Origin of the sequence: Rathayibacter agropyri, assembly GCF_013249015.1 — a bacterium.
Taxonomy (GTDB): domain Bacteria; phylum Actinomycetota; class Actinomycetes; order Actinomycetales; family Microbacteriaceae; genus Rathayibacter; species Rathayibacter agropyri.
In genome coordinates, this window is record NZ_JABRPL010000001.1 from 1,120,799 (window position 1) to 1,138,713 (window position 17,915).

Genomic DNA, 17,915 nt, shown 5'->3' on the forward strand with positions numbered 1-17,915 from the left:
AGGCGCCCGCCACTCGTGTCGATGAACGCGAAAGCGGAGAGCACCATGACACAGATCCCCACTGTCCAACCCGCGCGATGGAGCCGGAACGGAGTCAGGATCGTCGTCGTGCCCGGCGCAGACCTTCCCCGGTTCCGACTCGAGATCGACCCTCTCCTAGCGTCTAGCGCCCTGCCCGTCCGATCGGGACTCTTCTCGAGCGTCGAGGAGGCAGAACGCGCCGCCGAGGCAGCTGCTGCTCAGCTCGGGCGCAAGATCCCGGCCTGAGCCTTACACCTTCTGAGAGCGGCCCGGTCGGCACCGCGATCGAGCGCTCTGCATCCGCCGAGCGCGCAACTCCGGAGGCACCAGAAGCGTCGCTGTGTGAGTGCGCGCCGGGGCGTTCAGCGCCACGGCGACCGCGCCCATCGGCCGCCGAATCAGGGCGATCTGCGTCGGCGGCGCCACCAATCGTGGAGTAGCGCGCTGCAGCGCCCGGACTGCCGTTCATCCCGCCCTTTCTGGGGCATGTCAGGACAAGACGAAGTGGGCTCAACTCGTCTACGGTCGATGCCGACGGCCCCTTATACCCCCGTCAAGATCGGATTGACCATGCGCAACACCATCACGATGAACCCGTCTTCTACGAGAATCCGCCGCGTTCGCACCCTCGCTGTCGGCGCCGCGGTCGCCCTCGCCGCAGCAGTCGTCCCGGCTCAGGCCGCGACGGCCGCGACGCCCGGCACCCTCTCCGTCGTCAGTCTCGGCGATTCGCTCACTCAGGCGTTCGCCAGCTGCGACGCTCTCGAGAACTGTCCGCGCAATAGCTGGTCCACCGGGACGAACCCCGAGGTGAACTCCTTCGCCTCGCGCCTTGGATCAACTCTGCCCGGAGTTACCGTCACGACCGCGAACTACTCCACCTCAGGAGACCTGATCTCCCAGGTTCCGTCAAGGATCGACACCGCCAAAGCGGCAGGCGTCCACGCCGATGTCGTTACCCTTCTGATCGGCGGCAACGACCTCTGCGCCCCGAACGTTCCCGTCGGCCCCGATGGCTACACGATGACCCCCGCCAGCACCTTCAAGACCCAGGCCGCGGCCGCGATCACGAAGATCCGCACCACCTGGCCCTCCGCCCACATCGTCCTCTCCTCCATGCCGGACATCGCCGGGGAGTGGTCGGCGATGCGGTCCGGACCCGCGCCACTCTATTGGGCGATCGCCAACGCCTGCCGCACCACTCGCGGTGTCGACTCGTCAGGCACCGCTCTGAGCCCCCAGGCCGCAGAGGCCTCCGCTGCCGCTGCGCAGGCGCGGACTGCCGAGTACAACACCGCTCTGAAGGCCGCGTGCACTGCCGATGGGCCGCTCTGCGACTGGGATGGCGGTGCGCTGACCGCGGTTAAGCCGGAGGAGCGGATGATCAGCACCACCGACTACTTCCACCCCAACGTGGAGGGCCAGGCGAAGCTCGCCTCCATCGAGTGGAATGCGTCCGACTTCGCGAAGAGGAGCTAAACGCCGGGGCGGCCGTTCACGCGTCGAGCGGCCGCTCCCCCTCTCGGCGGCGACGCTGCTCCTCGGCGAGCCGCGCATAGTGCGCCTCCTCTCGCTCCAGATCGGCGAGTTGCTCCTCCGTGCTCTTCGGCGCGGGCCGCAAGACGACCGTCGAGGGTGCCCGCGGGCGACGCCGCGGCGTGAGCCCACCCGGCACGAACGAGCCGCCGTCGCCGCGCTTCCACTCGTGCCCGAGGAGGAACCACAGCGAGACCCCGATGATCGGGATGAACACGATCAGCAGGACCCACACGATCTTCGGCAGATTCCGGACCACGCTGTCCGGCTGCCGCACGACATCCACCAGCGCCAGCACCATCAGCACGATGATCAGCAGCGAGAAGACAAACCCCATGTCCACGAGCGTACGACGCCCCGGCGGGGCGGGGGTCGCTCATCTCGGCAGGCGATGGTCATGTCGGCGGAGCGTCCGCAACCGAGTTCAGTTCGCCCGGCCCGACCGCGAACGCGCCCGTTCACGCCTGTCATCCTCGGTGACACACGACTCCGACGCCCTCAAACCGCCTACCACCCACCCGTGGCACGATCGGACGATGACCGAGACGCAGCCCGACCCCCGCCCGATTCCGGCGAGACGAGCCCTCAGTACCCGCCGTCTCACCCTTCTCGTGGGCGTCATCCTCGTCGCCATCAGTCTCGTCGCCCTCGCCCTTGTGCCACTGCAGTACTGGACCCTCAGCACTCAGGGCTTCGACGACGCCTGCCGGGGCAGCCTGGGCGGCGTACCGCCTGAGGCGGGCGACCTCGTTCGGGGGTTCTGGTCGTGGTGGCCCCTCGGCGGAGCGTGCGAATGGACACTTCTCGACGGAACGGACGTGGTCGACCGACCGGACTGGTCGACCACGGCGGTCGCAATCGTCGGCGCCGTCCTGCTCCTCGCGGGCGTCGGCCTGACGATCGCGTCCCGGTTCTTTCGCCGTCGCGTCGCAGAGAAGGCTTAGCGGTCGAAGAAGTTTCCGAGGTCACCGAGCCCCGGAAGCGGGAAGTCCGAGCCGAACTCCGACACCTGCTCCCTCAGTCCCGACACCTGCTCTCCCGCCCCGGACACTACGTCCCCCGCGCCGCCGGTGATGTCGCCGACGTCTCCCGCAAGGTTGTCGACATCCGCTCCGAACTCCGACGCCTGCGCCAGTAGCGGGCCTGCCAGACTGCTCACCACTGCGCCGCCCGCGACCGCCGTCAGTAATCCGCCAGCGGCTCCGATCCCGATCCCCGCCGCTCCGACCCCGGCTCCCGCAAGAGCGCCGCGCACCGTTGGCGTCGAGAACATCCTCCTCAAAAAACCCGGGCTGTTCGCCTCACCCCGCGTCGCTGCGCGCGCGAGATCCTCCGGTGCTGACGAGCTCGGCTGTTCGTGTGCGGGCAGTTCTTCGCGAAGCCGTTCTTCGACCTGCGTACGTTGCGCCGGCGTCAGCGTCGCGAACGACTCGCGATGCACCTGCTCCAGTTGCTCGGGGTCGGCGGTGCGGAGGAGGTAGTCGTACCGGGCGATCGCCAAGCGGTCCTCCTGGCTCGCTGCCGGCTGCCCGGGTCGAGCGTCCTGGGGCCGAGCGGCGGCGCGCGGCTGCGCAGTCGTCGTCCGCGAGTCTCCCGTTACCGTGTCCACGGCCGTGCGGACCAGTTCGCGCCAGTCGGTCGTACCGCCTGAGGACGGGCTCCCACCGACCTTCGAATCGAGAGCTTTCGACGCCATGCCGAGAACGCGCTTGAACATGCTCACAGAGAACCTTCCGTCGGATACCAGCCTCGATCATGTCTGAGCAGCCTGAGCGAAGACCGTCCGGACGCTCATCAGGCTCCGCAAGAGGTCCCGCCGCCGCCTGAACCGCGAAACCTACCGGATCCCTTTCCCCTGCCGCGTCTCTCGCAAAATCCCTATCATTCCAGGTCCGAAGTAAAGAGTCCACCATGCCTTATGGATACCTGGGAAAGCGCAGGTCAGGACCTGCGCACAGTACTAGAGGATCAAGGGTGTGATCGGGGATTTCCTTGCCCGTTGTTTTTACTGTGCTTTTCTGAGAATCCTCGAGGTTCGAGCGAACATGCCACAATCGAAACGAGTCGAAACTCACGACTCTTAACATTCAGTATAAGAAATGAACACGAGTTATCGGGGGGTAACAAATGATCAACAAGAAGCAAACTGCAACAGTCTCTATGCTCGCCGCAGCGGCCTTGGCTATCACGGCGGCAACGCCTGCGCAGGCAGAGACGACGACGCAGTGGTTCAGCGGAAGTGTTACTGCGGGAACGAAGTACGCACAAAGCACCGGGCATGAGGGCCAGGAGGCGATCGAGCCAGGACTCACTAGGACCTCGGCCTTCGGCTCCATCACTGTCCCGGTGTGGAACGGCCCGGACAGTGCTGACGCGTCGGACGCCGTGGCCGCAATCAACAGCACCCCTGGCCCGCGGGAAAGCGAATTCAGGTGGACCGCTCCCGGCGCGATCAGGGCAACCCCGGCAAACGCCTGGGCTTTCGGCGGCGACGCCCACATTGGAGCGGCGTCCGCGGACACTCCGAAGAGTACTGCTGACGGTGCTCCGGCTCCTTCTGCATCGCTGGTCTCACTCGCAGCGGCCTTCGGTGTGTCTCTCGACGATCTGACGTTCGCGGGAGAGTACGAGGAGGTGACGCTCTGGACGGCGGCGAATGCCACGCACACCTTCCTCTTCACCGCCAGCGTCACCGGCTACGCCCTGTCTGCTCGAGTATCGAACGAACGCTTCCATCAGGGCCCCTTCTCGGTTCGCAGCACCATTCCCGGGACCGATGGGGTCGACCGTACCTACCAGTTCATCTTCGCCGACGACGCTCACGCAGCAGAAGTCGCGACGGTAACCGGTCTGGTCAGAGTCGGAGGCAATGTCTTCGTCGACACTTCCTTTGGTGTCGCGGAGGATGACCGAACCACCTCGTTCACCACGGCTGGGGCGATTCAGGTCGGCGGTGGCGCTGGCGGCGGAATTGGCGGCGGCGCTGGCGGACGAATCGGCGGCGGCATTGGCGGCGGAGTCGGCGGCGGCATTGGCGGCGGAGTCGGCGGCGGAGCAGGCGGAGGAGTCGGCGGCGGAGCAGGCGGCGGAGTCGGCGGTGAAATCGGCGGAGGCATCGGCGGTGAAATCGGCGGAGGCATCGGCGGCGGAGTCGGTGGCGGAGCTGGCGGCGGAGCAGGCGGCGGTGCAGGCGGCGGTGCAGGTGGCGGAGTCGGTGGCGGAGCTGGCGGCGAGGTCGGTGGCGGAGCAGGCGGCGGAGCAGGTGGCGAGGTCGGTGGCGGAGTCGGTGGCGGAGCAGGCGGCGAGGTCGGTGGCGGAGCAGGTGGCGGAGTCGGCGGCGGAGCAGGCGGCGAGGTCGGTGGCGGAGCAGGTGGCGGAGTCGGCGGCGGAGCAGGCGGCGGCGGCGAAATCGTCATCGTGGTAGGTGGCGGAGCAGGCGGCGGAGCCGGAGCAGGAGCAGGCGGCGGGTTCGGAGGTGGATTCGGAGGTGGATTCGGCTTCGGCGGCGGGTTCGGCTTCGGCGGCGGCTTCGGCGGCGGGGCAGGCGGCGGGATCGGTTACGGTCCCGCGCTCTCCGGCGAAGCGTGATGAGTCCGAAGTCCGCGCCGCGAGCAACCGGCGCGACGGCAAGCCAGCACAACTGACACTGCCGTGACGTGGGGAGTGGGGCGCAGCACATCCGGTGCTTCGCCCCACTCCCCACGAGTTGAACTCTCGCTCACCACCGGTTACGCCCGCAAGCCACCTCCGGTGAGTGGGCGATCACGCCGTGACTCCCAAGAACCTTCACCGACAGCCGACAGCGATGCGCGGACGCTCGTCAAAGTGGGGGGTCACGCCGACAGACGTCGGTGTCAATACCGCGCGAGCGAGCATGCCGGAGCGGAGCGTAGCTATGGCGTGCGCCGTCCGTCACCTGTCTCGTTCCGCCCTATCCGCCCCGGAGTTTCGCCGCTCGGCAACACAGCTTCGACCTCTCATGACTCGATCAACGACAACGACTGAGCATTGCGAACGTGTCGCGCCTTGCACGCGTCATGGATGAAGGCGGAACGGAATGCGTCGTCGCGACGACTATTGAGAACGTCTCGTACCTCACCGGCATCGAAAGCATGCGACAGAGTGCGTCGGACGTTCACATGACCCATCCTGATCGTGCTCGGCCACCTCCTCGCCTCAGCCCCGATCCGTCTCGCTCACGAGCACACGCCCTACCTAGACACCAGCACAATCGTCAGCCTGCTGGGCTTGTTCGACGAAGCCGGCCTCCTGTTCGACATCGTCATCGACCACTCGTTCGCATTTTCCACAACCGTCGCCACGCTCATCACGGTTGTGGCGAGCGGTCCCCGCTCGTCCCCAGCTTCGTGGTGACCGTCACATCCGCGGTCTTTGTCTTCTGGTTCTTCTTTACCTTTTGGCTGATCATCATCAACACTCGGGTCGGCCACCAGATGTCACCTCGAGTCGGGCGGGAAGCCTCACCGTCGTCGGGATCCCGCTTGAGATTGTGACCGCCGCGGGAGTTAGCGGCCTGCTGCTCATTGGAGCGGCACAAGTCGGCTCCTCGAGCCGAGGCTTTCACCGCTCCTTGAAGTACCGAAACATGTGCTTCTCTCTGGTGAGAGCCACACCGAGAGACGAGCCCAGGAGCACCGATGCCGCCGCGAGCGCAAGGATGCGCAGAGTGCCGAGCACTAGCGCAGTGCGATCGGATGCGGCTTCCGGCACGACGAACACGAGCGTCGCGGCCATCACCAGAGCGCTGGCCGCCGACAGCCACGCGACATTCTCAACGAGAATCTGCACGAAGAGAGCACTCCTCCCGACACCTATGTGTAGCGCGGAGGCCAACTCCAAGCGACGCAATCGCACGAGGACAAAGCCAAGCGCGAGACCAACGAGAACTGCACTCGGAATCGTCAGCAAGGAGTCCCGCTCCCCGATAAGTGCTCCAAAGTCGTAGTTGCTGCCCAGGCGAGCGTTGAGCTGGCCCACCGTGGGCTTCTCGGCGGTGCCGGGCGCAACGGCGGTGAGAATGTAAGACGGAGCCAGCGATTGCGCATATGGTACGTCCAACCAGCATGAATCGAACATGCGGTCGGCCGGAACGACGTCGAGGACCGACCAGCCCAAGCCGGGAACGCGCCCGTCGTCCGGATAATCGAAGATGCCTGCGACAGAGACAGGGCCCCTTGTGGTCTCGACTCGTTCACCGATGCCGAGACTCAACGCGAGCGCAACCTCCTGGGAAAAAAACATTCCGGCGATTGAGGGATCCGACTCATGCGCGAGAAGCTCGACGAAGCGCGGAGTCACCTCCTTTGTCGGCACGATAGAAGACGGTAACGCTTCGAAGACAATTCCCTCGCCCTCCGAGAGAGCTCCTGCTGCTCGGGCTCCAGAGACACCAGCAAGATTTTCGCAGGCAGTACCGATGACACTCTTGGCGGAACTGACAGTGGAAACAGTCGCACCGGCGGAGAGGAACTCCCGGAACCTCGCCGTGATCGCCGTCACTGTCGTCACATCATAGACACACAAGGAGCCGACGATGATGACGAAGAACATCAGCGCAAGGAGCGGCTTACTCGTACGAGTGGAGACATTCCGCATCGCCTCCGAGAGGATGGACGAGAACCGCATCTCAGGTGACCAATTCGATAACGGTGTGGCAGGCCTCCGCCGCACGGCAATCGTGCGTCGCTACGACAACGATGCTTCCACCGCTTGATACCTTCGCGAGTGCCTCGATCACGACCTCGGCCGTCCCGGTGTCCAGCTGAGCAGTCGGCTCATCCACGAGAAGCAGATCGGGCGAGAAAGCCATAGCTCGAGCGAGCATCAGACGTTGAGCCTCGCCGCCCGAGAGCTGGGCGAACGGAGCGTCTCTCTTTTCTCGAAGACCGAAGGTCTCGAGGAGGTCCATTGCACGCTCTTCGGCCAATTCCCGGCTCTCTCCTTTCGCGAGGAAGGGCAGGACAACGTGATCGATCGCTGAGCGCCTCGCCGAGCCATGCGGGTTCTGGAAGACCCAACCGGTACTCGTGATCCGGTTCTTCCGTAGTGATCCGGACGTCGGAGTGACGGAGCCCGCGATGATCGCCAGCAAGGTCGACTTTCCGGAGCCGGACGGACCCATCAGCGCGTAGCTTCGAGAGGGCAGGAGTACGCGAGATATCCCTTCAAAGAGCGGCCTTCGACCATCGAAAGAGTGCTGAACATCGAGAAGCTCGACGAACTTGTCTGCGGCAGAGCACTCATCGAGCGGAGCAGCTGATCGGCTGTCTAACATGCGCCAGAGCCGTCTGGCACAGCGTCGACACTGTCTGGCACTTCCGAGTCAGGGAAGACCACGAAAGACTTTCCAAGCTCAGAGCCAACAACCTCGACAGCAAATTTGGACCCTTCTGAGCTGGTGCAGCCACGATTATCCTTCAGTGCGAATATCGCGCCCGGAGGGACAGCCCATGTCTCGAGTGGCGAAGCGAGTTCAAGGCTGGCATCAAGGGTCACGGAGCCACCCGAGTCGGCGTTGGTCCGCGCCCCACTTCCGGCAGCTCCGGAGGAGTCAGAGGCCTGCAACGCCTGCTTGAAGGCCGTTGTCCGCCTGAGAGCGCTGATGTCCTCGGCAGTCGTGACCGCTCCGGATTCGTCGACGGGTAGACGAAGCTCGCCAACCACCACTACTCGCTGTCCTGGTACGAGATCGTGCGGAATGTTGCTGACGTCAGCGCCGGTCGCTTGTGGATCAAGGGCTGCGACTGCGGCGCCGGATTCGACCTGCCCTCCGAGAGTGACGGCGCAGGAGGCAGCCGTCCCTTCGGGAACCGGCAGCCAGACGATGGAATCCCTGGCGATGGTGCCAAAGGGAGAAGCAGGTCCGCCCAGCTCACGAAGCCGTGTGTTCACCATCTCGATGGATGTCAAACCCAGAACCCCGTCGGCGCGGACCGACTTACCGAGGCGTCTGAGTTCTTCCTGCAGAGCACGGACGTCGTCTCCGCTGTCCCCAGCGTGCAGGTCACGGTACAGCGGAGTTGTCGTTGCCACGCTCAGGAGATTCACTCCGTCGACGGCAATGAAGCTCTGCCACGAGGAGAGTGCAGACCCGGGTGCACACCCGAGAGCCGTCACCGTCCCGGTCCGGGGTACCTGCACCGGGGACTTTCCGCCCTGCTGAACGGACAGCTTGACTGTGCGAGCATCGACCAGTTTTTGCGACGTGAGTTCGAATGTCGATGGCGTCGATGTCGTCATCGTCACAGACCCTGGCACCGCAGGCGGTACGGCAAGCGCAAGGCCCACTACGAATGCCGAGCTAGCGACACCGATGCCCGCAAGCATCATCAGGCCGTAGCCTTTGCCCTTACCCATGACGTTTGAGCCACAAATGTTGCGACGTGCGAGACTCGCGTCTCACGACTGCTCCCCGAGAGGGTCGATCCGGCAACGCTCGAGGACTTCGCCACCCGACTCCTCGTCTGCAAAGGGAAATTCATTGCGAGACGAGTCGTTAGCGTAGTCGCTCGTCGAGTAAGTCGATGGTACGACCGCCTTCGCCACCAGACATTCTACGATCAACGAGTCTTCGTTGGACCTGTCAGGGTTACGATGTGTCCAGCTGTAGAGCGACCCGATCTCGGCTTCGCCGGACTGGCGCGAACACGCGTCAACGTTTTTGTTGGCGACATCAGCAGAGGTCTCTGGCGGAAACGTGAGGGTGAACGAGCCGTCCAACTTGTATTCACCGATGTCGTACCCGAATCCCGAGACGCAACCTCTGAAGCGATCTATCATCTCCGAGTACTCCTGCTCGGAGATCGAGCCGTCTCCGATCGCCTTCCGAGAGAAGTCGTCGGAAGCCCGTGCATAGCTGGCGGAAAACTCCGCAGCCCACGGCCCAGTAAATTCGACGCCGGGAAGACTCGCATCCCCCTCAGCCGCAGGAGGAGTCCGGCCCGTACAGGCGGTTAGACCGACGACCAACAGCGCGCATCCACAGATTGACCACATTCTCGCCCACACGTTAAACCGCCAATTACTCGAGGGCTACGGCCCGTGACGGGCATTAGCCAAGAAAGTTAGTACACGGTACTGCGTGCCGGCGAACAGACTGTACGCCGGCACGCAGCATCTAGGACAGGACGTCGTAATACGCCGTATTACCCGACGCCTTCATCGGCGACCAGTGAGCTATAGCGAGCGTCGAGGAAGGCTTCCAGCCACTGTAGGCACATCCCCGGTACCCGCATGCAGTCGACCTGTGCGTCTTGCCCCCGTGCTGGTATTCGGAATAAACCTGGCCGCCACTTCCGTACTGACCACCGGAGCGTACACCGTGATTCCAGACCCCACCGTCGGACGGATACACCGTCGTCGCTGATGCGCCGATCGCTCCCCCCATAACGAGACCACTGGCAGCCAGCGCACCGGCAACAACCTTCGCAACTCTGCATCGAATCATGTTTCCCCATTTCACGTAGCACCTTTCGGCGCCCCCATTAGTGCTTTCGCTGACGCAGGCTAACACAACGATGAGTATGTGCTCAGGTCAGACGTGTGACCTTTGTATGGATGGGCCGATTAAGACGTCAGCGTCTCGCACCCGCGATACTACGAGGTGTACCGATTCAAGCCCTGACCAGGCAGTTCTTGTGCCGCACCCGGTCTCAAGTCATCACCGACCAACGCCCGGCGTCCCCCTGAGAGGGGTATCGACGAGCGGAAGCAATTCGTCGAAGCGCGATCGGAAAGAATCAGAAGGATCAACGGAATGTGCGGGTATCGGGCGGGTCGTCCTTAGCCGCTCCCGCAACCCCGTCGAAAAGCGGGTTACCGGTCAGCACCCCGGAACGTGCGAGTTGTGTCATGCGCTCGGGCCGACGCATCGCGATCGTCCTCCTCCTCTGCGGCCTCCGTCCGCGTCGACATGTCCAGGTCCTCTTCCTCGACGCGGGTGTCAAAGGATGCAGACGGGAACTCTTCTTCGTCAGCCGGAGGGACAGAGAGGTCGACACGGGCCTTCTCGCCAAACTCCCACGTTGGTCGGATGCACGACATTCATCAAGACCGTCCCGCGGTCTCGCTCACCGCGTGCTCCGCTACCGTGACCGCTTGCGACATCACCGTAGATTGTGCCTCCGTCAGCGCGACCGTTCCGCGAGTCGGATTCGCCCTCTTCTCATCTCGCAAGAATGGGCATGGACGTCAACGCAGTGAACCAGGTGCCCGGCTTTATCGAACACGCACGACACACCTACACGGGAGCGTCCTTCGAGTTGGCGACATTGACGTCCGGCCACAAGTGGCGTACCCCGATTCTTCCCCAATTTACCCGACATGACAACCTGTGATGGAGGTCTGTAAGGTTTAACCGTACAAGACGGAATGAAAACCGGGCCAAAGCCGTAGCCACGAATGCCGCCTACTACTTTACGGCGCTGCGCTTGCGCTAGGCACACTCGCAGTCGCAGTGGTCCTGTCGCGAGATGTTCTTTAGGCGGACCGGCCGAGAGATCGTGCTCGCGGGCTTAGACACGCCCGCGCCGCCCTCCCTCCATTGCATGGTGACAACAAAAAGGCGACGACCATCATCCGTCGACACGCCGCGCCTGAGGTGAGGGCCAGGGCGCCGAGCACATACCGGGTCAGCGTTCCTCCACAGGGAGCCGTCCGCCACCGCTCCCCCATTCGACCGCGTGGAGGGCAACCCTGGCACTGATTTGACCGCGTCTCGTCAGGGGATGAGCGACGAAGAAGCAGCCGAGAGCGACTCCCCCTGCGTCGCCTGCAGCGACGGATCGGCGCCATGATGGATGTCCACCGTCTCAGGACCACCGAGCAGCTCCCCGCTGGTGGCGCGCGGTGAGCGTTTCGGAGCGCGTTCTGATTACTCTGTTCCGGTGGAAAGGTCTCAATACACCGGGCTCGTGTACGCGGGATGCGCGCTCGCGCTGACCGGGTGGACGATCGCTGTCGGCATGTGGTCGTTCTCGAGCTGGTGGGCCACGGCGACGTCCGTGATCCTAGCGGCCGTGATTTTGGCGCTCGTTGGCGCCGCGATCCGATCCTTCTGAGGGACCCGTCCACCCACGAGAAGCTGAGGCGCTCTCCGCGCCCCTCTTCCTGGAAAATATCAACTATTGAGCGAAAGGATCTCTTCATGAAGATATTGGTAGTGCAATTCACGAAAAACAATGATTTGAGCGATCGCTTCTATCGGGCCATGGGACTCATTCCCGGGTATTCGACCGAGTCGCGGGAGTGGATTGAGCTGGAGGCCGAAGGCGGCAAGGTCGCAATACATTCCGCCAAAAGCCCCGACCACGACGTTGCCCCCGGTGCAATCGAGTTGTCGTTCGAAAGCGAGGAGGCGCTAGAGATCATCCAGGCGCGGATGCGCAGTGCCGGATTCGATCCTGGACACATTGAACCAGAACCTTTCGGTCGCTCCCTTCGTCTTGTCGATCCTAACGGGACGGCCGTACAGATCAATGAGGGCATACCAGCGACCAAGTAATCCTCGGTTTTGAGGCTAAGACAAGTTGGTCATCGTCTCCGCGCTGCGCTCGTCCCGACCACGCCGGTTGATCGACACGTTCCTAGGCGCGTCCCGCGGAATTCACGGTCTGAGCCGCGACTCTGGCGGCATATTCATCGAAAAGCAGTCCGAGCTGCACTTGACTGTGGAACCTGCTCTGATGGAATGCTGCTGCGCGTCGGCGTCCCTCCTCAACAAATCCGAGCGACTTGTAAAGGCGCACTGCGCGGTCGTTATAATCCCATGCCTGCACCTCGACTTTGTGCGCTCCCATCTCCTGGAACGCAAAGCGCAACGCGACGCCCATAGCGTCGCGCCCATAGCCTCGATTTTGGAAATCCGGACCAATTATGATTGCGAGTGTCGCAATCCTGGTCGGAACAGTGATGCCCCAGATTGTGACATGCCCAATCAGGTGTTCGTCGCCATCAACGACCGCAAAGCCGGCACCCGCCGGCGAGTCGTTGGAACTCCAAGCATCGAACGTTGCACCGATGCGCTCGGCGGGCAAGAGCGCAATCCGTTCCTGCTGAAGGATCGCCTCGCCGGCATCGCTCCACCACAGGGCCAGGATTGGCCGGTCCTCCGGGTTGATCGCACGAAACCTGACTTTATCGCCGCTCATGATTGCGCGCCCCCACGCGCGCATCTCTTCGAACCCGCTCATCACTCTTCCTCAGTCTTTTCTGAACTCGTCCAACAACGATCATGTGGGGGCTTGCCGCGATTGCGGCCGGATCACGGCTCGTACTAGTCGCGACGTCAAAGATCGTGCGCGCCCGTGCAGGATCCGTTCTGTGCGTCTCGGGTTCAGTGGAGAGCCATGACGGACCTTCAAGCGCAAATTGGTCAATAACCGACAGACCCACATGCTCGAACTCACCTGCAAGCTCGCCCGGCCCGTGGTAGTACGAAGCCGTGAGCCACTCCGATACGTCCACTGGCCCCCGCGAAGCACCGTTCGCGTAGAGGCTCTTCCGACATTCGAGCTCGGCACCGTCAGTTTGTTTCTGCGTCAGTGCGCCGAGCATGACAGAGAGCCGGCTCAACCCCTCCGCCCAAATAGATCCACCCGGTCTGCAGATTCTTCTCGCCTCTACTAGAACCTGGCGCCGCTCCTCGGCGACAAAAAGATGGTACATCGGCCCTAGGAGCAGTACCACGTCGAATGAGCCATCGGGCCATGGGAGATTTCGTCCATCAGCGATCACGTAGTCATCGAGAGGCCGAGGGCGGGTTCGTTCGCGGGCCGAGCGCACTTGCTCGGCCGACAAGTCGGAAAGGCTGACTCGGTATCCCCGTTCGGCTAGCCACCCGGCATGGACGCCGGAGCCACCTCCAACGTCTGCGATGCGGCCAGGCGATGCCGGAAGGCCCGAGACCAGCTCCGCCCGAAGCCTCGCCAACCCAAGCCATCCCCGCACGCCGCTCATCGAATCCACGGATTGCGGCTGGTCGTAGTAGCGGGCTATGGCTTCGACGTCTGTTGCCCCCTGCAAGAAGCGACTGCTCAACCTGTTCGTCTCCTCCCCCTCGACGCTGTCGAGTCCTGCCTCGGACATTATCTCCACCAATCGTCCTAGATCTCGCGCGCCAAGTTCTCATTTTGCGCCAAGTCGGTGTTGACAGTGACGTCGTCATGTGTGCAGGATAGCCGCGCCTGAGCGTGCCTCAGGTAGCCACCGGTGGAGGATTGTTCAAGAAGGAGCAGGATCGCATCCGCTCCGAGCGCACGACCGCCGAACGCGACGAAGCACGTCTTACCCAGGACGTCGCCGACGTCGAGCACGCCGTCCGGGTCGCCCTCGACGTGAACATGGAGAGTGCGCCCGCCTGTACGAAAGTGCGCCCGATCACGTCAAGCGGCTCTTCAACCAGGTTTTCTTCGAGCGCGCCCTCGTCCACACTGACGAGACCATCACCGCCGAACTGAACGAGCCGTTCGCGACGATCAGGTCGCGGGCGGTCCAGGCGAGCGCGCATGAAAAAAGCACCACTCGTGGAAGTGGTGCTCGGACCCTCACCAGCCTCTCGGAGGCCAGCGACGGCGCGAACGTGCCGATTTTCTGTGGCAACGGTTTTAGCAACAACCCTGTGGTGCCCCTGGAGGGACTCGAACCCCCAACCTGCTCCTTAGGACGGAGTCGCTCTTCCATTGAGCTACAGAGGCTGGCTGAGCCAGTGTACCTGCCGCCCGGAGCGCCCCGCGAAGCCACGCGTCCTTGACAACAGTGACCCACCCTGGTTGGTTAGTTGCCATACCAACGAACCGTCCGACCAGGACACCCGACGACCCCAAGAGGAGGCACCCGCCCGTGGACGACTCCCGCCCGCTTTTTCTCCAGATCGCCGAGCAGATTGAAAACGACATCATCGCCGGCGCGCTCGCGGAGGAGACCCAGGTCCCCTCGACCAACGAGTTCGCGGCGTTCCATCGGATCAACCCGGCCACCGCGGGCAAGGGCGTCAACCTCCTCGTTGACGACGGCGTGCTCTACAAGAAGAGGGGAATTGGCATGTTCGTTGCCGAGGGGGCACCAGCCCGGCTCATCGAGAAGCGCCGTACGCAGTTTCGCGACCAGTACGTCGCACCACTGCTCGCCGAGGCAGCCAAGCTCGGCCTCAGCACCGAGCAGCTCGCAGACATGATCAGAGAAGGGGGATCGCCGTGAGCGCGGTCATCGAGGTCCACGACCTCAGCAAGAACTACGGCCGGATGCAGGCCATCGACAGCATCAGCTTCACGCTAGAGGAGGACCGCATTCACGGCCTCCTCGGCCGCAACCGCGCGGGTTAAGACCGCGCTGATGTCGCTGCTCACCGGCCAGGAGTTCGCCAGCGCAGGTGAGATCCGCATCTTCAGCCAGAATCCCGTCGAGAACGCCGCCGTTCTCTCCCAGACCTGCTTCATCAAGGAGAGCCAGAAGTACCCCGACGACTTTGAGGTGAAGCACGTCCTGCGCAGCGCCCCCTGGTTCTTCGACGGCTGGGGCATCGGCGGCAACTTCTTCCGCGCGATCTACTTCGGCGACGGACCCCTACTCGAGCGCGTCTTCGCCGCGCTCGGGATCCTCGTGCTGGGCGCGATCGCGCTCCTCACCCTCACCCAGGGCTGGGAGGCATTCGGCGAGTTCTTCGCCAACATCCGCTTCATCAGCGGCTACGCACTCTCGCTAATCCCGACCGCTCTCGCCGCCGCCGCAGGCTGGGCGATCCTCCACCGCGCCACCCCGCGCAGCAGCTCAACCGCCAACCGGGACCAAGCACCCCGGCTCGCCCGCGGACCAAGCGCCGCAAGGCCCTTCCACCCCGGGCACACAGGTGCCAGCGTGAGCGCATGGCCGACTCCCCTGCCCCCTCCCTCCTGCCCGTCCCCGAGCGCAGCTGGATGTTCCGGCCCGCCGACGTTGAGCTGACCCAGGACACCCTCGACACCATCGACGCCTGGTGGCGCGCCGCCAACTACCTCGCCGTCGGGCAGATCTACCTTCTCGCGAACCCGCTTCTGAAGACCCCGCTCCGCCGCGAGGACATCAAGCCGCGCCTGCTCGGCCACTGGGGCACGACGCCCGGGCTGAACCTGATCTACGCACACCTCAATCGCGCGATCCAGGAGCGGCGCCAACCGACGCTGTACATCACCGGCCCTGGCCACGGCGGGCCCGGCATGGTCGCCAACGCCTATCTCGACGGCACCTACAGCGAGATCTACTCCCACATCGACGAGTCGGAGGAGGGAGTGCGCAGGCTCTTCCGCCAGTTCAGCTTCCCGGGCGGGATCCCCAGCCACGCCGCCCCCGAGACGCCAGGCAGCATCCACGAGGGCGGCGAACTCGGCTACGCGCTGAGCCACGCTTACGGAGCGGCCTTCGACAACCCGGATCTGCTCGTCGCCGCGGTCGTCGGCGATGGCGAGGCCGAGACCGGACCGCTGGCGACCAGCTGGCACTCGAATAAGTTCGTCAATCCACTCACCGACGGTGTGGTCCTGCCGATCCTGCATCTCAACGGCTGGAAGATCGCCAACCCGACGATTCTCGCCCGCATCCCGCAGGAGGAGCTCGAAAGCCTCCTCCGGGGCTACGGCCACGAGCCGTTCCTCGTCGAGGGCGGCTTCGACGGCGAGGACCCGATGCGCGTACACGAACGCTTCGCTGACGTCCTCGACACGGTGCTCGACCGCATCGCCGCGATCAAGCAGCGTGCGGCCGAGGGCGACCTCAGCCGCCCCGCCTGGCCGATGATCGTCCTCAAGACTCCGAAGGGCTGGACGTGCCCGACCGAGATCGATGGCGTTCAGGTCGAGGGCACCTACCGCGCCCACCAGGTACCGCTGCCCAATGCGCGCGACACCGAGGCGCACACCCGCCTCCTCGAGGATTGGCTGCGCTCCTATCGTCCCGACGAGCTGTTCACCGAGAACGGCGGCATCACCGAGCGTGTCCGCTCACTTGCTCCCGACGGGGACCTTCGGATGAGCGCCACCCCCCACGCGAACGGCGGGCTGCTGCGGCAGACCCTCGACCTGCCCGACTTCCGGCATTACGAGGTGGTCGTCGAGCAGCCCGGCGGCACGGTCGCCGAGGCGACGAAGGTGTTGGGCGAGTGGCTGGCTGACGTCATTCGTGCCAACCCGACCAACTTCCGCCTCTTCGGACCGGACGAGGTCGCCAGCAATCGACTGCAATCCGTCTACGCCGCCACAGACAAGCAGTGGGGTGCTGAACTCAGCCCGCTCGATGACCACCTCGCCCGCGCCGGCCGGGTGATGGAGGTGCTCTCGGAGCACCAGTGCCAGGGCTGGCTGGAGGGGTACCTCCTCACCGGTCGGCACGGGCTCTTCACCTGCTACGAGGCGTTTATCCACATCATCGACTCGATGTTCAACCAGCACGCGAAGTGGCTCGACGGCACTCGCCACATCGAGTGGCGTCGCCCGATCGCGAGCCTGAACTACCTGCTGTCCAGTCACGTGTGGCGCCAGGATCACAACGGCTTCAGCCACCAGGACCCCGGCTTCATCGACCACGTCGTCAACAAGAAGCCCGAGGTCGTCCGCGTCTACCTGCCCTTCGACGCGAACACGTTGCTCTCGACCTACGACCACTGCTTGCGCAGCGTCGACTACGTCAACGTCGTGGTCGCTGGCAAGCAGCCCTCACCCCAGTGGCTCACCATGGCGGAGGCGATCACGCACTGCGCACGCGGCCTCGGCATCCTGGAGTGGGCGAGCAGCGAGCGGCAGGGAGAGTCGCCGGACGTCGTGCTCGCCTGCGCGGGCGACGTGCCGACCCTCGAAACCCTCGCAGCCGTGAGCATCCTGCGCGAGAAGCTGCCCGACCTCGCCGTCCGCACCGTGAACGTCGTCGATCTGATGCGTCTGATGTCGGAGTCGGAGCACCCACACGGTCTCTCCGACCGGGAGTTCGACGCGATCTTTACCCCCGATTGCCCCGTCGTCTTCGCTTACCACGGGTACCCGTGGCTCATCCACCGCCTGACCTATAAGCGCACCGGCCACAACAACCTGCACGTCCACGGCTACAGGGAGAACGGGACGACAACCACTCCGTTCGACATGGTGATGCTGAACAACCTCGATCGCTATTCGCTGGTGATCGATGTGATCGACCGCACTCCCGGCCTCGGCGCCCGAGCGGCGAGCCTGCGCCAGGACATGCAGGATGCCCGTATCCGCGCCCGCGCCTACACCCGCGAACACGGCGAGGACCTCCCCGAGGTCGCGAACTGGACGTGGGCCGCCGACCGCCCCGGAAACGCCAGCACAAACCCGGGCACTGACAACGAATAACCC

The 17,915-nt window shown here is 64.1% G+C and carries 21 protein-coding genes and 1 tRNA gene; 11 read left to right on the forward strand and 11 right to left on the reverse strand.

Annotation, left to right across the window (positions count from 1 at the left end; all coding sequences use genetic code 11):
* Window positions 1-45: 45 nt before the first annotated feature.
* Complete coding sequence (locus HRF29_RS05165) at window positions 46-267, forward strand: hypothetical protein (RefSeq protein ID WP_173245519.1); 222 nt, start codon at window positions 46-48, stop codon at window positions 265-267.
* A 324-nt stretch (window positions 268-591) separates the two neighbouring features.
* The gene (locus HRF29_RS05170) at window positions 592-1,500 is read left to right on the forward strand and encodes an SGNH/GDSL hydrolase family protein (protein ID WP_173245522.1); all 909 of its coding nucleotides are present in this window, start codon (window positions 592-594) and stop codon (window positions 1,498-1,500) included.
* 16 nt (window positions 1,501-1,516) lie between these two features.
* Here the strand turns inward: HRF29_RS05170 and HRF29_RS05175 are convergent, their stop codons facing one another.
* Entirely contained in the window at window positions 1,517-1,894 is a 378-nt protein-coding gene (locus tag HRF29_RS05175; RefSeq protein WP_173245525.1) for a PLD nuclease N-terminal domain-containing protein, read from the reverse strand.
* A gap of 199 nt (window positions 1,895-2,093) precedes the next feature.
* Between HRF29_RS05175 and HRF29_RS05180 the strand changes: the two genes are divergently transcribed.
* Entirely contained in the window at window positions 2,094-2,501 is a 408-nt protein-coding gene (locus HRF29_RS05180; RefSeq protein WP_173245528.1) for a hypothetical protein, read from the forward strand.
* On the opposite strand, the gene HRF29_RS05185 is transcribed toward HRF29_RS05180, so the two are convergent.
* Window positions 2,498-3,274, reverse strand: a complete 777-nt coding sequence (locus tag HRF29_RS05185; protein ID WP_187698282.1) for a hypothetical protein — start codon at window positions 3,272-3,274, stop codon at window positions 2,498-2,500. The genes HRF29_RS05180 and HRF29_RS05185 overlap by 4 nt on opposite strands.
* An 875-nt stretch (window positions 3,275-4,149) precedes the next feature.
* On the opposite strand from HRF29_RS05185, the gene HRF29_RS05190 reads away from it, so the two are divergent.
* Together HRF29_RS05190 and HRF29_RS05195 are read left to right on the forward strand one after the other, a co-directional pair.
* Entirely contained in the window at window positions 4,150-5,145 is a 996-nt protein-coding gene (locus tag HRF29_RS05190; protein ID WP_173245533.1) for a hypothetical protein, read from the forward strand.
* A 567-nt stretch (window positions 5,146-5,712) separates the two neighbouring features.
* Complete coding sequence (locus HRF29_RS05195; protein ID WP_173245536.1) at window positions 5,713-5,931, forward strand: hypothetical protein; 219 nt, start codon at window positions 5,713-5,715, stop codon at window positions 5,929-5,931.
* Window positions 5,932-6,138: 207 nt separating this feature from the next.
* Here the strand turns inward: HRF29_RS05195 and HRF29_RS05200 are convergent, their stop codons facing one another.
* The 5 genes from HRF29_RS05200 to HRF29_RS15470 all read right to left on the reverse strand — a co-directional run bounded on the left by HRF29_RS05200 (window position 6,139) and on the right by HRF29_RS15470 (window position 10,024).
* Complete coding sequence (locus tag HRF29_RS05200; protein ID WP_173245539.1) at window positions 6,139-7,128, reverse strand: hypothetical protein; 990 nt, start codon at window positions 7,126-7,128, stop codon at window positions 6,139-6,141.
* Window positions 7,129-7,204: 76 nt separating this feature from the next.
* The gene (locus HRF29_RS05205; RefSeq protein WP_173245542.1) at window positions 7,205-7,852 is read right to left on the reverse strand and encodes an ABC transporter ATP-binding protein; all 648 of its coding nucleotides are present in this window, start codon (window positions 7,850-7,852) and stop codon (window positions 7,205-7,207) included.
* The gene (locus HRF29_RS05210; protein ID WP_173245545.1) at window positions 7,846-8,934 is read right to left on the reverse strand and encodes a peptidoglycan-binding domain-containing protein; all 1,089 of its coding nucleotides are present in this window, start codon (window positions 8,932-8,934) and stop codon (window positions 7,846-7,848) included. Before HRF29_RS05210 ends, HRF29_RS05205 begins: the two co-directional genes overlap by 7 nt.
* 42 nt (window positions 8,935-8,976) lie before the next feature.
* Window positions 8,977-9,546 carry a hypothetical protein gene (locus HRF29_RS05215; RefSeq protein ID WP_173245548.1) on the reverse strand — a complete coding sequence of 190 codons (570 nt, stop codon included), beginning with the start codon at window positions 9,544-9,546 and terminating at the stop codon, window positions 8,977-8,979.
* 148 nt (window positions 9,547-9,694) lie between these two features.
* On the reverse strand, window positions 9,695-10,024 hold the full coding sequence (locus HRF29_RS15470; RefSeq protein ID WP_425503105.1) for a lactococcin 972 family bacteriocin: 330 nt from the start codon (window positions 10,022-10,024) through the stop codon (window positions 9,695-9,697).
* A gap of 1,438 nt (window positions 10,025-11,462) precedes the next feature.
* Here HRF29_RS15470 and HRF29_RS05225 point away from each other — a divergent pair.
* Window positions 11,463-11,636 carry a hypothetical protein gene (locus HRF29_RS05225; protein ID WP_173245554.1) on the forward strand — a complete coding sequence of 58 codons (174 nt, stop codon included), beginning with the start codon at window positions 11,463-11,465 and terminating at the stop codon, window positions 11,634-11,636.
* Between the two features lie 86 nt (window positions 11,637-11,722).
* On the forward strand, window positions 11,723-12,079 hold the full coding sequence (locus HRF29_RS05230; protein ID WP_173245557.1) for a VOC family protein: 357 nt from the start codon (window positions 11,723-11,725) through the stop codon (window positions 12,077-12,079).
* An 82-nt stretch (window positions 12,080-12,161) separates the two neighbouring features.
* On the opposite strand, the gene HRF29_RS05235 is transcribed toward HRF29_RS05230, so the two are convergent.
* From HRF29_RS05235 to HRF29_RS05255, 4 genes are all read right to left on the reverse strand, one after another.
* The gene (locus HRF29_RS05235) at window positions 12,162-12,767 is read right to left on the reverse strand and encodes a GNAT family N-acetyltransferase (protein WP_173245560.1); all 606 of its coding nucleotides are present in this window, start codon (window positions 12,765-12,767) and stop codon (window positions 12,162-12,164) included.
* A complete protein-coding gene (locus HRF29_RS15475; RefSeq protein WP_425503106.1) occupies window positions 12,712-13,662 on the reverse strand; it encodes a class I SAM-dependent methyltransferase in 951 nt (316 codons plus the stop codon). Before HRF29_RS15475 ends, HRF29_RS05235 begins: the two co-directional genes overlap by 56 nt.
* Before the next feature lie 17 nt (window positions 13,663-13,679).
* Window positions 13,680-13,889 (reverse strand): hypothetical protein, encoded by a 210-nt coding sequence (locus HRF29_RS05245; RefSeq protein WP_173245566.1) that lies wholly within the window; start codon window positions 13,887-13,889, stop codon window positions 13,680-13,682.
* Window positions 13,890-14,195: 306 nt separating this feature from the next.
* Window positions 14,196-14,270 (reverse strand) — tRNA-Arg (locus HRF29_RS05255).
* Window positions 14,271-14,415: 145 nt separating this feature from the next.
* On the opposite strand from HRF29_RS05255, the gene HRF29_RS05260 reads away from it, so the two are divergent.
* Genes HRF29_RS05260 through HRF29_RS05270 form a run of 4 tightly spaced genes read left to right on the forward strand, consistent with a single transcriptional unit; the run spans window position 14,416 to window position 17,912 of the window.
* Window positions 14,416-14,772, forward strand: coding sequence for a GntR family transcriptional regulator (locus tag HRF29_RS05260; RefSeq protein WP_173245572.1), 357 nt, complete (start codon window positions 14,416-14,418; stop codon window positions 14,770-14,772).
* Window positions 14,769-14,897 (forward strand): P-loop NTPase family protein, encoded by a 129-nt coding sequence (locus HRF29_RS15115; RefSeq protein WP_281357249.1) that lies wholly within the window; start codon window positions 14,769-14,771, stop codon window positions 14,895-14,897. The genes HRF29_RS05260 and HRF29_RS15115 overlap by 4 nt, the downstream gene beginning before the upstream one ends.
* Window positions 14,898-14,907: 10 nt before the next feature.
* Complete coding sequence (locus HRF29_RS05265) at window positions 14,908-15,516, forward strand: hypothetical protein (protein WP_173245575.1); 609 nt, start codon at window positions 14,908-14,910, stop codon at window positions 15,514-15,516.
* Window positions 15,489-17,912 (forward strand): phosphoketolase family protein, encoded by a 2,424-nt coding sequence (locus HRF29_RS05270; protein ID WP_246226751.1) that lies wholly within the window; start codon window positions 15,489-15,491, stop codon window positions 17,910-17,912. Before HRF29_RS05265 ends, HRF29_RS05270 begins: the two co-directional genes overlap by 28 nt.
* Window positions 17,913-17,915: the final 3 nt, after the last annotated feature.

Excerpts from the sequence above, each read along its gene's own strand:
- HRF29_RS05210 (WP_173245545.1), bottom strand. The coding sequence starts at position 8,934 with ATGGGTAAGGGCAAAGGCTACGGCCTGATGATGCTTGCGGGCATCGGT.
- HRF29_RS05175 (WP_173245525.1), bottom strand. The coding sequence starts at position 1,894 with ATGGGGTTTGTCTTCTCGCTGCTGATCATCGTGCTGATGGTGCTGGCG.
- HRF29_RS05200 (WP_173245539.1), bottom strand. The coding sequence starts at position 7,128 with ATGTTCTTCGTCATCATCGTCGGCTCCTTGTGTGTCTATGATGTGACG.
- HRF29_RS05170 (WP_173245522.1), top strand. The coding sequence starts at position 592 with ATGCGCAACACCATCACGATGAACCCGTCTTCTACGAGAATCCGCCGC.
- HRF29_RS05230 (WP_173245557.1), top strand. The coding sequence starts at position 11,723 with ATGAAGATATTGGTAGTGCAATTCACGAAAAACAATGATTTGAGCGAT.
- HRF29_RS05235 (WP_173245560.1), bottom strand. The coding sequence starts at position 12,767 with ATGAGCGGGTTCGAAGAGATGCGCGCGTGGGGGCGCGCAATCATGAGC.
- HRF29_RS05165 (WP_173245519.1), top strand. The coding sequence starts at position 46 with ATGACACAGATCCCCACTGTCCAACCCGCGCGATGGAGCCGGAACGGA.
- HRF29_RS05185 (WP_187698282.1), bottom strand. The coding sequence starts at position 3,274 with ATGTTCAAGCGCGTTCTCGGCATGGCGTCGAAAGCTCTCGATTCGAAG.
- HRF29_RS05265 (WP_173245575.1), top strand. The coding sequence starts at position 14,908 with ATGTCGCTGCTCACCGGCCAGGAGTTCGCCAGCGCAGGTGAGATCCGC.
- HRF29_RS15470 (WP_425503105.1), bottom strand. The coding sequence starts at position 10,024 with ATGATTCGATGCAGAGTTGCGAAGGTTGTTGCCGGTGCGCTGGCTGCC.
- HRF29_RS05270 (WP_246226751.1), top strand. The coding sequence starts at position 15,489 with ATGTTCCGGCCCGCCGACGTTGAGCTGACCCAGGACACCCTCGACACC.
- HRF29_RS05180 (WP_173245528.1), top strand. The coding sequence starts at position 2,094 with ATGACCGAGACGCAGCCCGACCCCCGCCCGATTCCGGCGAGACGAGCC.
- HRF29_RS15475 (WP_425503106.1), bottom strand. The coding sequence starts at position 13,662 with ATGTCCGAGGCAGGACTCGACAGCGTCGAGGGGGAGGAGACGAACAGG.
- HRF29_RS05205 (WP_173245542.1), bottom strand. The coding sequence starts at position 7,852 with ATGTTAGACAGCCGATCAGCTGCTCCGCTCGATGAGTGCTCTGCCGCA.